At 41.2% G+C, this 14,106-nt stretch carries 14 protein-coding genes; 9 read left to right on the top strand and 5 right to left on the bottom strand.

Annotated elements, in window-relative coordinates:
• Positions 1-181 precede the first annotated feature (181 nt).
• Positions 182-1,051, top strand: a complete 870-nt coding sequence (locus tag F0249_RS10775) for a LysR family transcriptional regulator (protein WP_171756672.1) — start codon at positions 182-184, stop codon at positions 1,049-1,051.
• Between the two features lie 30 nt (positions 1,052-1,081).
• On the opposite strand, the gene F0249_RS10780 is transcribed toward F0249_RS10775, so the two are convergent.
• Positions 1,082-1,309 (bottom strand): glutaredoxin family protein, encoded by a 228-nt coding sequence (locus tag F0249_RS10780; RefSeq protein WP_171756673.1) that lies wholly within the window; start codon positions 1,307-1,309, stop codon positions 1,082-1,084.
• Positions 1,310-1,443: 134 nt separating this feature from the next.
• Between F0249_RS10780 and F0249_RS10785 the strand changes: the two genes are divergently transcribed.
• From F0249_RS10785 to F0249_RS10795, 3 genes are all read left to right on the top strand, one after another.
• The gene (locus F0249_RS10785) at positions 1,444-1,956 is read left to right on the top strand and encodes a YgjP-like metallopeptidase domain-containing protein (protein WP_171756674.1); all 513 of its coding nucleotides are present in this window, start codon (positions 1,444-1,446) and stop codon (positions 1,954-1,956) included.
• Positions 1,957-1,962: 6 nt separating this feature from the next.
• A complete protein-coding gene (gene rlmF, locus F0249_RS10790) occupies positions 1,963-3,348 on the top strand; it encodes a 23S rRNA (adenine(1618)-N(6))-methyltransferase RlmF (RefSeq protein WP_171756675.1) in 1,386 nt (461 codons plus the stop codon).
• Between the two features lie 104 nt (positions 3,349-3,452).
• Positions 3,453-3,656, top strand: a complete 204-nt coding sequence (locus tag F0249_RS10795) for a hypothetical protein (RefSeq protein WP_084654949.1) — start codon at positions 3,453-3,455, stop codon at positions 3,654-3,656.
• A 123-nt stretch (positions 3,657-3,779) separates the two neighbouring features.
• Here F0249_RS10795 and pilW read toward each other — a convergent pair whose 3' ends face one another.
• Both pilW and metA read right to left on the bottom strand, forming a co-directional pair.
• A complete protein-coding gene (gene pilW / locus F0249_RS10800; protein WP_171756676.1) occupies positions 3,780-4,508 on the bottom strand; it encodes a type IV pilus biogenesis/stability protein PilW in 729 nt (242 codons plus the stop codon).
• A 215-nt stretch (positions 4,509-4,723) separates the two neighbouring features.
• The gene (gene metA / locus F0249_RS10805; RefSeq protein WP_017052282.1) at positions 4,724-5,665 is read right to left on the bottom strand and encodes a homoserine O-succinyltransferase; all 942 of its coding nucleotides are present in this window, start codon (positions 5,663-5,665) and stop codon (positions 4,724-4,726) included.
• A 241-nt stretch (positions 5,666-5,906) separates the two neighbouring features.
• Between metA and F0249_RS10810 the strand changes: the two genes are divergently transcribed.
• Positions 5,907-6,278 (top strand): AAA family ATPase, encoded by a 372-nt coding sequence (locus tag F0249_RS10810; protein WP_017052281.1) that lies wholly within the window; start codon positions 5,907-5,909, stop codon positions 6,276-6,278.
• A gap of 48 nt (positions 6,279-6,326) precedes the next feature.
• On the top strand, positions 6,327-6,749 hold the full coding sequence (locus F0249_RS10815; protein ID WP_017052280.1) for a DUF3859 domain-containing protein: 423 nt from the start codon (positions 6,327-6,329) through the stop codon (positions 6,747-6,749).
• A gap of 75 nt (positions 6,750-6,824) precedes the next feature.
• Here the strand turns inward: F0249_RS10815 and F0249_RS10820 are convergent, their stop codons facing one another.
• The gene (locus F0249_RS10820) at positions 6,825-8,600 is read right to left on the bottom strand and encodes an EAL domain-containing protein (RefSeq protein ID WP_171756677.1); all 1,776 of its coding nucleotides are present in this window, start codon (positions 8,598-8,600) and stop codon (positions 6,825-6,827) included.
• Positions 8,601-9,170: 570 nt separating this feature from the next.
• Positions 9,171-10,280: a M20/M25/M40 family metallo-hydrolase gene (locus tag F0249_RS10825; protein ID WP_171756678.1), complete on the bottom strand. Its 1,110-nt coding sequence runs from the start codon at positions 10,278-10,280 to the stop codon at positions 9,171-9,173.
• A gap of 586 nt (positions 10,281-10,866) precedes the next feature.
• On the opposite strand from F0249_RS10825, the gene hppD reads away from it, so the two are divergent.
• From hppD to F0249_RS10840, 3 genes are read left to right on the top strand one after another with little or no spacing between them, the layout of a single operon-like run.
• Positions 10,867-11,940 carry a 4-hydroxyphenylpyruvate dioxygenase gene (gene hppD, locus F0249_RS10830; protein ID WP_171756679.1) on the top strand — a complete coding sequence of 358 codons (1,074 nt, stop codon included), beginning with the start codon at positions 10,867-10,869 and terminating at the stop codon, positions 11,938-11,940.
• On the top strand, positions 11,933-13,057 hold the full coding sequence (locus F0249_RS10835) for a homogentisate 1,2-dioxygenase (RefSeq protein WP_171756680.1): 1,125 nt from the start codon (positions 11,933-11,935) through the stop codon (positions 13,055-13,057). Before hppD ends, F0249_RS10835 begins: the two co-directional genes overlap by 8 nt.
• Before the next feature lie 12 nt (positions 13,058-13,069).
• Complete coding sequence (locus tag F0249_RS10840; RefSeq protein WP_171756681.1) at positions 13,070-14,092, top strand: fumarylacetoacetate hydrolase family protein; 1,023 nt, start codon at positions 13,070-13,072, stop codon at positions 14,090-14,092.
• The last annotated feature ends 14 nt before the right edge of the window (positions 14,093-14,106 follow it).

The following is a 14,106-nucleotide window of genomic DNA, read 5'->3' on the forward strand; positions in this document are numbered from 1 at the left end:
ATATCGTATCTGTAGTGAATTAGCGGGCTATTACGGACTTGCTTAGGTGTGCAGTGACTAAGGTGACACTACACGGAAAATTTAAATGATAGCCAATGTGATCAAGTTATCAGTGGTTTGTGAATTAATGAAATATATTAAATTTATTTAGTTGATATATTTTTTATATGGAAAGGACATAATGGATTCTCGACAGCTTAAACACTTTCTTGCCGTTGCAGAGCATCAGAACTTTACACGTGCAGCGGAGTCTCTGCATATTGCTCAACCTGCACTTTCCATTTCAATCAAAAAGTTTGAACAGCAGCTCGCACTTGAGCTATTTAGGCGCAATGATCGAAAAGTGACGCTGACCCATGAAGGGAACGTTCTTCTTGAACACGCAAAGCGTATTGTTCAACAAATTGATGATGCGGTATTAGCAATGGCGGAGTTGAAAGGGCTTGAAAAAGGAGAGGTCAGGCTTGGCGCTCCTAGCATGGTCGGCTCATATTTTTTGCCTGAAGTTGTGATGGCGTTTAAAAACCTCTATCCAAACCTTAAAATGACCGTCATCAATGCAGGCACTCAAGCAATACGGCAAATGCTGGTGGATGGCGATCTCGACATCGGCGTTATCCTTAACGAAGATGTGCCTGATGAGCTGGATGTTGATCCGCTTTTGAGTTCACAAATGGTCGCAGTGGTCGGGGTGCAACATCCGTTCGCAAAACAGGCTTCTATCTCTTATGAGCAGTTCTTTGATCAAGAGTTAGTGATGTTTAAAACAACCTATTTTCACCGTGAATTCATAGACAAGCTGTGCGACGAGTTTGGCTTTACGCCGAAGTTTTCATTTGAAACGAACCTGTTGCCGATGATTTTGAATATCGTAAGGCGAGAATTTGCGATAACCGCTTTGCTAGAAATTGTGACAGAGAATGAACCAGACGTGGTAGCGATTCCATTTGAAGAACCGGTGCACTTGGATTTAGCGATAGCTTGGCGAAAAGAGGGGTATTTATCTAATGCGGATCGAACTTTTATCAACTTTGTAAAGCAGTATGTATGATTCGCCATACTGCTTTATTTGAATCAAACCTTAGGCGTTGTACATTTTATCGAAGTTCTTTTGATTCCAGCCAACCATGACTTGATCGCCAATTTTTAGTACAGGAATTGAACGAGCCCCCATTGCTTGTAGTTCTTTGCGTCCACGTTGCATTTTAGCATTGGTTAGGCGATATGTGATGCCCTTAGAATCCAAATAGCGTTGGGCATCTTTGCAATGTGGGCACTTATCGGCAACATAAAGAACAATACGTTTCATGGAAATAACCTTCCTAAATCCGGCGATATAAATTATGGGTTGCGAGTGTAACGAATCTGAGGTGAATAGAAAAGGCGGATAGGGTACACTGCGCGTCAATATCGACACAGCCATGCGAAGTTACAAGATTAGTTATGCATCCCTCATTACGCTATATAAACGGTTATCCAAAAAATATCGTCACTCAAGTGGAACAGCTAATACAGACTGAGAAGCTTATTCCTTGGTTTGAACAGCGATATCCAGAAAATCACACCATTAAAAGTGAGAAAGCGTTATTTGAATACGCGATGGATATCAAGAATCGTTACATGAAGAAAACCTCACCGATCAGTAAGGTGGTTTATGATAGCAAGATCCACTTGATCAATAATGCGTTAGGGCTCCATACCTATGTAGCAAAAGTGCATGGCGGCAAAATAAAATCAAAGAATGAAATTAGAATTGCGAGTGTCTTTAAAACCGCTCCTGAGCCACTGTTAAGAATGTTGGTGATTCATGAAATTGCTCATATTAAAGAGAAAGAACATGATAAAGCTTTCTACAAACTGTGTTGCCACATGACCCCTGACTATCATCAGCTAGAACTTGATGCTCGTCTTTTTATGATCTACGTTGATCTGAAAAATGAACAAAATAAGCAGTAGTAAAATATGACTCAATCAAAACAAACGTCTACAACCGAGCCGAAAAAAACGTTATCTCTTAATAAGAGTAGTGATGGGGTGACGGTGTCACAAAAGTCGAATTCAAAGAACCGTCGCTCACAAAAAGCGTCAGCTCAACCTTCAATGACAGATAAAAGTGAGTCTAGCAAAACGGGTTCTAATCAATCAAAAGCGTCGAACTCACAGGCAAAGAGACCGAACACGAAGAACCCGAATTTTAAAAAATCAGATTCTCGCAACAAGCCTAGTGGGAATACCCCTAGCAGTAATAAACCGGGCAGTAATAAACCAAGCAGAAATAAAGCCGGCGGTAATAAACCCCACGGCAAACACGGCGGCAAGCGTTCAGCACCTAAATTAAAGGGTAAAGATGGCTTACATGTTCGTAACCAGCATAAAGGTCGTTATGACTTCGTTGTCCTTGCTCAAGCACTACCTGAATTAAGTGCGCACATTATTAAGAACCCGATGGGGGAATCGAGCATTGATTTCTCGAATCCAGTAGCGGTCAAAATGCTGAACAAATCGTTGCTTGCTCATCATTATGGCGTGAAGCATTGGGATATTCCTGAAGGCTACTTATGTCCACCCATTCCAGGGCGAGCGGATTATATTCATCGCGTTGCTGACTTAATTAATGATGAATTGGATGGGGCTGAGTTTAATCATAAATCTGTTACCGCTCTTGATATCGGTATGGGTGCAAACTGCATCTATCCAATTATTGGTGTCAGTGAATATGGTTGGCGCTTTGTTGCAAGTGACGTTGATCCGCTATCAATCAAGATGGCAAGTTTCATCGCAAGCACAAACCCGCATTTGAAAGGCCGAATCCAGTGTCGCTTACAAAATGACTCTGATTCTATTTTTAAGGGTGTGATCAAGAAAAAAGAACGCTATGACATAACGGTATGTAATCCACCATTCCATAAGTCTCAAGAAGAAGCGCAGCAAGGCAGTCAGCGAAAAATTGACAACTTAAATGCCAATAAAGTAAAACGTGGCGGACGCGCCATTCAAGGAAAACCGTTCAAAGAGACGGCTAATTTGAAAGCGTCATCATCAAAAGCGCCTATACTTAACTTTGGTGGCCAGAACAATGAGTTATGGTGTCCAGGTGGTGAAGCCGAGTTCATCGCGAAGATGGTCAAAGAGAGTGCGGATTATGCACATCAAGTGTTGTGGTTTACTACCTTGATGTCGAAAGGTGAACATGTTGATCAAACGCGAGTGCTACTTGAAAAAGTAGGGGCACGATCAGTTAAATTTGTAGAGATGAGCCAAGGCCAAAAAGTCAGCCGTTTTGTGGCTTGGACATTTTTAGACAAACAGCAGCGACAAGATTGGTTGCTAGGTGAAGAACAAGAGTAAACCAATACCATAAAGACATCACTGAGATTCAACAGGTTAAGAGGTGAGTTAATTAATGAGTAAATAGTTCCATTAATTAGCCACTAAATAGGTTAGGAGGATTCATGGAATTTGAAATTTACCTTCCTTGTAAACCAGACTGGTTATGCGAAAGTTTTATGAGCGTATTTTCAGTTTTGCTACTGATTGGACTTATTCTATTTATTCGCATTATCTACCGTGAATCTCAGAAGATAAAACGACGTACAAAAGTGCGTCGTTTACGTGGTATGGGTAGAGAGAGAAGACGGACTCGCGACAGAAAGTAGTTCTTTCCATCACACGTCTTCCTTAACAATAGCTTCCATCTCAATAGCTTCTATAACAATAGTTTCTGTAACTATGTTTTCCATAACAATGTCTTTCCACAATATGAGCCTATGACTGGGTGCTTATCCTTGCATTTTCGTAAGTTGCTCACGGTATTTATTCTCCAATACTGTGTTTCCTGCTAGCGACTCTAATCTAATCAGAATTTGTAATGAGGTTATTTGATAGCCATATCGTTTATGGAAACGTAACAGGCGTAAGCGAGCGTCATTATATTGAACATTGGTTACCTCTAAATTGGCGAGCTGTAATGTTGATCTTACTCGGTTGGGGTCATGATCTAATGCGCGTTGGAAATACGCCGTTGCCTTTTCAATGTGTTGTGCTTTTAGAGCACAGAACCCCGCATTTTCGTAACTGGCTGAAACGAGATAATAATAAGGCTGTTGAATGGCTTTGTTGAAGTAGCGATCTGCTTGTTCAAACTCTCCCTGCTTGCATAAGAAAGTTCCGTAGTTGTTTAAAACATTCCCATTCCGTGAATCATGCCTAAGTGCAACTTCATAAGATGCTCGCGCTTTGTCATATTCTGATACCACCTCATAGTAATGTGCCATTGAAAGGTGGGAGCGATAATAATTTGGTGAGTGTCTGACGGCGAGCTCTAAATTCTCGCGTGCTTTAACCATGTTTCTGTTTTCTAAGTATCCCAGACCTAGCGAGATCCGTGACTCAGCCATCGCGATTGGATCTGAGGCAGTTTGTGGTTCTCCATCGGTTACAGTCACGCAGCCAGACAGAACCAAAGCCGTGGTGGCTAAAAGGCTCACTTTATACGATACGGTTTTCATCAATAGTCACTCTCCAAACAATGATGCAGATATAGTATGCAAATTGGTCCCTATTAAGTGGTAGGAGTGAAGATATTGCGAGACAGTAAGCAATCTTAAGTTAGATGGAAAAGGTCAAATTGGTTTGAAGCTAGATAAAAAGGCTGTAAACCGGATAAGATAAAAGAAAGCCGCGAACAACGCGGCTTTCTTTTATTGGAATTCGTCCTTAATGATTACTCATCATGAGTGAAATTTGCTTCGCTAAACGCATCAAGATCATATGGCGTCTGTTGGTAAACACAGTAATTTAGCCAATTTGAGAACAGCAAATGCCCGTGACTTCGCCAACTTGCGTTCGGCTTATTGTCCGGATTGTCGTTAGGGTAGTAATTAATTGGAATCACAGGTTCCATGCCTTCGCTTAAGTCGCGGACATATTCATGATGTAAGGTGAAAGCGTCATACTCAGGGTGACCCGTAACAAACACATTTCGTTTATCTTTGGTTGCTGCCAAATAGACACCAGCATCATCAGAACTCGCGAGGATATCAAGATCGGTATGCTCACTTAAATATTCTGGTGAAAAATCAGCATAACGAGAGTGTGGTGCAAGGAAAGTATCATCAAACCCGCGCAGAATTGGGTGGAACTCTTGGTGTAATTTATGGTGATAAACACCAGATAACTTCTCTTTGCGTGTTCGCTTTGGCAAGTTATAGAGCAGTTTGAGACCCGCTTGAGCCGCCCAGCAGACGAACAGAGTTGAAGTGACGTGTTTATTCGCCCAAGACATAATATCTTCAAGGTGTTCCCAATAGATAACATCTTCAAATTGGACTAGCCCGAGTGGCGCACCTGTAATGATCAAACCATCAAAGTTACGCTTCTTAACCATCTCAAATTGGCGGTAGAAGTTGTCTAAATGTTCTGTTGGTGTGTTTTTGCTTGGGCGATCATCGATGCGCAGTAATTCAATATCAACCTGTAAAGGACTATTTGAAAGTAAGCGAAGAAATTGGGTTTCAGTCTCAATCTTTTTAGGCATCAGATTAAGGATCAGCACTTTCAGAGGTCGAATTTCCTGAGTAGAAGCTCGAGATTCAGGCATCACGAAGATATTCTCTTGGCGTAACACATCGGATGCGGGTAATTGATCGGGGATTCGTATTGGCACAGCTTGCTCCCTAAGCTATCTTTGGACGTCTATACATCTAAACCTAACTTAATTAGAGGGAGATGTCGACATCGTATGCAAACTTAATCTGATTTTAATACTTTCGAAGAGCGGTCGATGGGATCACAAAAACAAACAGTGTATGACGTGTTATAAAATAGAGTTATATTCTGTGGTACCAAGGTATAATGCGATTAGAATACAACACGGCTGATAATACTGAAATTGATAGGAATTATGTGTGCAAACCTTAACTTTGATTAGAGGCTTACCGGGCTCAGGTAAATCGACTTTAGCAAAATCATTACCAGCTAAACATGTCGAAGCCGATATGTATTTCGTTAATGATGCCGGTACCTATGAGTTTAATGCATCAAAACTGAAACAAGCGCATGAATGGTGTCAAAAGCAAACTGATGAATGGCTAAAAGCCGGTGATAGTGTGGTTGTCGCCAATACTTTTGTTTGTCACTGGGAAATGGAAGCTTACCAGCGACTCGCGAAGAAGCATCGAGTAGAACTTTGCATATTAGTATGCAGAGAGAGCTATAACAATATTCATGGTGTCGATGCCGCTACGGTTGCGAGAATGAAGCGTCAGTGGCAAGAGTAAAACGTACAGAATTCCAAGACTTTAACTTTTAAAATAGTGATTATAAACATGGCAAAACGTTCTTCAATCGTCGATATGGTCTCTTATGGGATCTACTCTACCTGGGATTCAAAATCTAAAGATCTTCCGAAGATCCAAGAGTTCACGACTCAAGTACCTGCTGAGCTTGATGTCGAATTCGGTTTCATCTTGAACATTAAAAAAGCGAAGGGTGAGAAGATTCGCTACTGCATATATCATCCAGATATCACGACAGATAAAGGTGAAGTATTAGAACCGTTTGATGGTGAGGAATATGTTGGTAACAATGATTGGGATTTTTACTTAGGCGACACTATCTGGGCCCCAATTGAAAATAAAATCGGAAAATGGCGAATGACCGTTGAATTAAAAGGTCAGGTCGTAGCGGATAAAACGTTCGATTTAACCGCTAAAGATGAAGGTCAATTTTGGAAGCGCAGAGGCTTTTAAAAGGCTTGTAGGTTTTAAAAAATATTGGGTTTAATAAATTTATTGAGTTTAATAAATTATAGGGTTTAAAAGGTTTTACGCACAACGTGTATTGGCTGTTTGAGTTTTCTCTAAATGCGTTTTAAGAGGTAAGGGCTTTGAAATCCCAAAGCCTTGAGCAAAATCAATGTCTAACTGTTCGAGAATTTGAGTATGCTGCTCAGATTCAACAAACTCAGCCACAGTTACTAGGTTCATACTCGAAGCTACTTGGCTCATTGCCTGAACCAGTTTCACGTCGGTAGGATTAGTGGTGATGTTTTTGATGAAAGATCCATCTATTTTTAGTACATCAAGTGGCAGCCTACGCAGGTAATCGAAACTCGCGTAACCAGTACCAAAATCATCTAGAGCGATGCAACAACCCGCCTCTCTAAGCTTCTCTATTGTTTGTATCGCAATATCTTCGTTATGTAGTGCCATAGATTCGGTGATTTCAAAACATATCTTATTCAACGGAACCGAATAAATTCTTGCATAATCAATAATTTGATCGGCCAGTTCCACAAAGTTCAAACTTGTAGCTGTCAGGTTAATTGAGCAACGACCAATTTGAGACCAGTTGATAACGTATTCATTGAGCGATTTGAAGGTGTGCTCTACCACCCACTTATCTAACTCTTTTTCTAAGCCAAACTTAAATATCAAAGGAAAAAAACTGGCCGGTATCATATGACGCTGGTGGACTGAGTTTAACCTTAGAAGCACTTCGAAATATTCTTGATTATTGTTAGACCCTAGCTTTTTGTATGGCTGGCAGAAAAGCTCAAAGTCGTCATTTTTAAATGCTTCTTGAATAAAGCTCAGTTTATCAACTTGAGTTGAACTGGATTTACAGCTATCAAGCCAGAGTATATTTGTTCGGTTGTTCGTATATTGCTCACATAGTAATGAGACAATAGACTCAATATTGTTATTGGTTGATATTTCGGTGCAAATCAAAGAACGTTTTACTAATTCGATTGAGTGACCGCTTTTGATAAATTGAAAGTGTTTCAAAGAGAGCAACAACGCGTCTATTTCATTTTGAACATTAACTCTTTCATTAACTGGCAAATAACATAATAGACCGCTTGAAAAGGGGGGCAGATAGCTTCGAGATATAAAGGTTATTCTGTCACCTAAATGTTCACTCAAATTCTTTAAAAACTGAGCTCGACCTTTGTGGCCCAAACATAATGTCTTTGACAATGTAGCTTCGAGATCGATATAAATGAGCACCACTTTAGTATGTTGATTTAGATCTTCTTTCAGCTGAGATAAGTTATAGATGCCTGTATAGGGATCTCGGCGCTCGTGTTCAATCGCGGATTTTGTCGTTAAATACGTTCGGATTGAATGCCCAGCCAGAAGGAAAATCAAGGCTGCAATAATCGCGAAAACTAAAAGTTGATCATAGAACTGATAAGTATCAATCACTTTTAAGTTAAATCGTTGCACAGAGTTGTGAACAGCAAGCACAACCACGGTGGCGGCGATAGCGAATGGACGAATGAGACCAAATCGTCCTAGGCCAACAGCAACACAGTACAGTGATATTAAACATACGGTGTTTAAGATGATGCTGTTATTAATAAACAGAATCGTCAACATGCCTGCCAAACAGGTTGCTAACCAATACCAGTAATGGCTACTTTTAAACCTCGACTTGAGCATTTCATTATCGATGTCTAGAAAGGGAACTGTACGTTTTCTTGTTAACGTACTAACCGTTATGATGAGTAGTGGTGTTAAAATGAGATGAGTGAGATTACCACCAATAATCGCCAGTAACATTAGATCCGGAGCTGGCATTAAAGAGGTTTGCTTCACGCTCTGTAGCCAGTATAAGGAACTGTTAACTACGGGGTAAAGAAACCCTACAACAATAACGTAACTGGTTAAAATGAGAGTGTAATTATAAGGCTCAATTTTCGACTTGATATATTGAAATAACGTGGCAAAAGCATATGAAATTAAAGGAAATAAAATTGAAAACTCTAAGGACGGAACTAAACCTTTACCTGATATAAAATGATAATAGCTAAATAAACTGAGGATCACTACAGGTAGAACTTTAGCGCCTTTAGTAAAAAGAAACACGAAGATGAAAGCAGATGTGAAAGAGAGAACCTGACTTTTTTCTTCAATCAGTGTGAAGAAAATAGAAATATAGAAACTTGCAATTAAAACTATAAATACCGTCATCTGCAAAAGCACTTCAGGTATTATTGTGCTCTGATTTTCTCTTAGTCGTGGCAAAAATACTTGTGTCATCAATTGTCTCACTTAACCGTTACGAAGACAGTTTAACACGGTTATAGAGAACGATGTACATTTAAATGACAGCACACCTTAGGTTGTAAAGATGTGCTGTATATTGTTTTGATTTGACTAAAAGTTTTATGCAGTTGTTAGGTATGTTTTAACAAACTCTGCTGCTTTTACCATGTCATCGATGGCAATATGCTCTTCAGTAGTATGAACTTTAGCCATACCAGTAGAAATATTGACTGTGGTTAAACCTTTCTCGTTGAAGTTATTTGCATCGCTACCGCCACCTGTACCTTTAGTGATTGGCGTTAATCCATTTTTCTCAAACGCTGCTTTAACGTTTTGGATATGCGGGTGATCATCAGCAATAACAAATGCGTTGTAAGCACGTGTTGATTCAATTTCTACTTCAGCACCATGTTTTTCGGCCGCTGCTTTGAAAGTGTTGATCATGTGATCCACTTGAGCTGTTAGTTTGTCGTCGTTCAATGAACGTGCTTCCGCAACAATACGTAATTCAGGCATCACGATGTTAGTCGCTTGTCCACCTTCCACGATACCGATGTTAGCTGTTGTCTCTTCGTCGACACGTAAAAGCTTCATTTGAGTAATCGCATCAGCAGCAACTGCAATCGCACTGATACCTTCTTCAGGAGCAAGACCCGCATGCGCAGGGCGACCTGTGATTTTCGCCACGATTTTTTGTTGGCCTGGCGCAGAGTTAACAATAGTACCAACTGGACCGCCCGTATCTAGAACGATCGCATTGGTTGACTTAATGTAAGACATGTCGAAGTTTTTAGAGCCAAATAATCCACCTTCTTCAAACACAGTGAATGCAATTTCAATGGTCTTGTGCTCAAGGTTATCTGCTTGAATACAACGAACGGCTTCCATGATCGCTGCAATGCCAGATTTATCGTCGCCACCTAAAATAGTGTTGCCTTTAGAACGAATAATGCCATCTTCAATAATAGGTTCGATGCCAATACCAGGAGTTACCGTATCCATGTGGCAGCTTAGTACGATGCTGTCATCAATTTTACCTTCAAGGCGAGCGTAAACATTAAAGCCATTAGACACTTCCTCAGGCACTGCAAGTTTATGTACTTCAAACCCAAGTGCGCTTAATTGCTCGGCTAACGTTTCAGCGATCTGTTTTTCATTGCGTGATTCACTGTCGATTTTCACAAGTTGGCAAAAGTGCTCAACTAGACGTTGTTGATTGATATCAGTCATTGGTTAACTCTCATTATTAATAACTTACTTATTCATAGAGTGCTGAAAGAGAGACGATGCCAGCGTGAAAACCATGAATGAAGCAAGTTGGGAACAGGGAACAGGCAACGAATATAGCTCTAATTTCTGTTACCTATGCCTGTTTTAAATCAAAGAATGGAGCGGTTACCGGCGATCTGAGCAACAAATTTGATAAACAAAGTCAGCGCTGTGAAAAATAAGCCTATTCATTTACTCACTTGCGACAACCATGAGCTAAAGCCGGAACAACTGAGTAACGATTAGAAATAAAAGAGGCATAAATGGCGAATCTAATTTACATGTTGAAGCGCTATTGTAGCCATCTATGGACAGATAAATATGGGGTAGCAGGCTGAAAATAGACGGTTTTAAACGATTCATCCTATCACTGGTCTTTGTGTAACATTAAATTTACATTGTCGCCCGTCTATTACCAAACATTGATTTAAATCAAATGACTTCTCAAATGGCTAAAACTCCCTCAAGGTTAATAATATGTTAATTAAACATTCTCTTAGGCACTAGTTCGCCTAAGTGAAATCGTAGTTCTCTAAAGGAGTAGAGCATGACCACTTCATTTAACCCACTAGGTACCGATGGTTTTGAATTTGTAGAATATACTGCGGCGGATCCTGAAGGGATTGCCAAGCTTAAAGCACTGTTTTTATCTCTTGGTTTTGCTGAAATAGCCAAGCATCGTTCTAAAGAGGCGTGGTTATATCGTCAGGGTGACATTAGCTTTATCGTCAATGCTCAACCGCACAGCCAAGCTGAAGCATTTTCTACCATTCATGGGCCATCTGTTTGTGGCATGGCTTTTCGAGTTTCTGATGCTGGCGCTGCGTATCAGCATGCTGTCGGAAATGGAGGCAGGCCTTACAAAACTGAAATTGGCCCAATGGAGCTAAGCATCCCTGCTATTTATGGTATTGGCGATAGTTTGATCTACTTTGTTGATCGCTACGGAAGCCAAAACATTTATGAAGTTGATTTCAAATTCTATGACGATGCTGAACTGCGTTTACAGACTCAAGGGGTCGGTTTACTCGATATCGATCACTTAACTCATAATGTTAAGCAAGGGCATATGGACGTGTGGTCTGGATTTTATGAGCGTATTGGTAATTTCAGAGAGATCCGTTATTTCGACATTGAAGGCAAACTCACTGGGCTAGTAAGCCGAGCGATGACTGCTCCGTGTGGAAAAATTCGAATTCCAATCAATGAATCTTCAGACGATAAATCACAAATTGAAGAGTTTATACGTGAATATAAAGGTGAAGGTATTCAGCACATCGCGTTGTCGACGGATGATATTTACCAGACCGTCAAAACGTTGCGTGAGCGAGGGATGGATTTCATGCCAACGCCAGACACTTACTATGCCAAAGTGAATGAACGGGTCGAGGGGCATAATGAAAATCTTCAAGATCTTAAAGATTTACGGGTGCTGATTGATGGTGCCCCGATGAAAGATGGCATCCTATTGCAGATCTTTACTCAGACCGTCATTGGGCCCGTATTTTTTGAGATCATTCAGCGCAAGGGCAATGAAGGATTTGGTGAAGGTAACTTCAAGGCGCTGTTTGAATCTATCGAAGAAGATCAAATTCGTCGAGGAGTACTAGATAATGCATAAATGGATCACATTTCCTCATCGGGAGGGAGTGTGCTCTAAGCAAGCACATGCCGACTTCCCAAGCGAGGCTATCTACGAAAGGGAAGCGGGGCGCGGAGGTTTCTTCGGTCCTGCGGCACACTTCCATCATCAACATGCTCCTACGGGATGGAGTGAATGGGAAGGTGAGTTGAGGCCACGTGCATTTGACTGCAACCTTATTGACGAGTCAGAACAAGCGAGTCCGTGGTCTGCTCCTCATATTCTGCATAATAGCAGCTGTAAAATTCGAACTTGGAAAATCAGTAACACGATGGATTTCCTAGTACGAAATGCTGATGGTGATGACTTACTGTTTATTCATGCGGGTAAGGCAGATATGTTCTGTGATTATGGACATATTCAGATTTCTGAAGGGGATTATGTTTTGATCCCTCGCTCGACCTCTTGGCGCTTGGAAGTGAAGGAGCCTCTATTCATCTTGATGATTGAAAGCACCGATGGCTCCTATTCGTTACCTGAGAAAGGGATGGTTGGTCATCATGCCGTATTTGACCCTGCTGTTCTCGAAGTGCCATCCATTAATGATCAATTCAAAGCTCAATACTCAGAGAATACGACCAAAGTTCATATAAAACGCCATGAAAAAAAGAGTGTGATTACCTATCCGTTTAACCCACTTGATGCTGTGGGCTGGCATGGTGATTTGGCGGTAGTCAAACTGAATTGGCGTGATATTCGTCCTTTAATGTCCCACAGGTATCATTTGCCACCTTCCGCTCATACCACTTTTGTTGGGAAAGATTTTGTGGTTTGCACTTTTGTGCCTCGTCCCATTGAGAGCGATCCCGGTGCATTGAAAGTTCCGTTCTATCACAACAATGACGATTATGATGAGGTGCTGTTTTATCACGCGGGTGATTTCTTTAGCCGAGACAACATCGAAGCGGGGATGGTGACCTTTCACCCGGCAGGATTTACCCACGGGCCTCACCCCAAAGCATTTAAAGCCGGATTAGAACATAAGAAAAAGTTTACCGATGAAGTCGCGGTGATGATCGATACCCGACAAGCATTAGAATTTGGCGATGCAGCAAAAAAAGCAGAGAACAAGCAGTATGTTTATAGCTGGCGTTAATGGAGAGAGAAAATGAAATTAGCCACACTCAAAGATGGAACAAGAGACGGCGTACTAGTCATTGTGAGTAAAGATTTAACCCAATGCATTGCACCCACTCATATTGCTCAAACCTTACAATATGCACTGGATAACTGGGACAAGGTTTACTCACAATTGAATGAGTACTATCAAGCTCTGAATAAGGGAGAGTTGTCTGATTCTGTGTCGTTTATTCAGTCACAATGTGAGTCACCGCTGCCAAGAGCTTACCAATGGGCCGATGGCTCAGCATACGTCAATCACGTCGAGTTAGTACGAAAGGCTCGCGGAGCTGAAATGCCACCAAGTTTTTGGACGGACCCACTAATGTACCAAGGTGGATCGGACTCCTTTATTGGTCCTCAAGATGATATTCCAGTGGAAAGCGAACAGTGGGGAATAGATTTTGAAGCGGAAGTCGCTGTGATTACTAGTGACGTACCAATGGGTGCTTCAATCGAACAAGCAAAGGATAGTATTCGTTTAGTGATGTTGGTGAATGATGTATCGCTGCGTGGATTAATTCCTGCTGAATTAGGCAAAGGTTTTGGCTTCTTCCAATCAAAACCATCATCGGCATTTTCACCCGTAGCTCTGACTCCCGATGAATTAGGGCAGGCATGGGATGGTGGGAAATTATCGTTGCCATTGGAGTCCACATTCAATGGCAATTTATTTGGATGCCCTAATGCTGGCACCGATATGACGTTTGAATTTCCTGACTTGATCGTTCATGCCGCACGCTCTCGTCCCTTAGCAAGTGGAGCGATTATAGGCTCCGGTACGGTTTCAAATAAGCAGGGGACTCAGTATGGAACATCCATTTCTGAAGGTGGTGTTGGATATTCATGTATCGCTGAAGTGAGGATGATAGAGACTATTCGTGACGGGCAAGCGAGTACTGAATTCATGAAGTTTGGAGACAGTATAAAGATGGAGATGCATGACTCGGAAGGGAATAACTTGTTTGGTACGATCGAGCAGACCATCGTTCGTCATGATAAGCCGTCTTAATGTGAACTTACTTT

Origin of the sequence: Vibrio sp. 03-59-1 (assembly GCF_013114135.1) — a bacterium.
Classification (GTDB): Bacteria; Pseudomonadota; Gammaproteobacteria; order Enterobacterales; family Vibrionaceae; genus Vibrio; species Vibrio cortegadensis.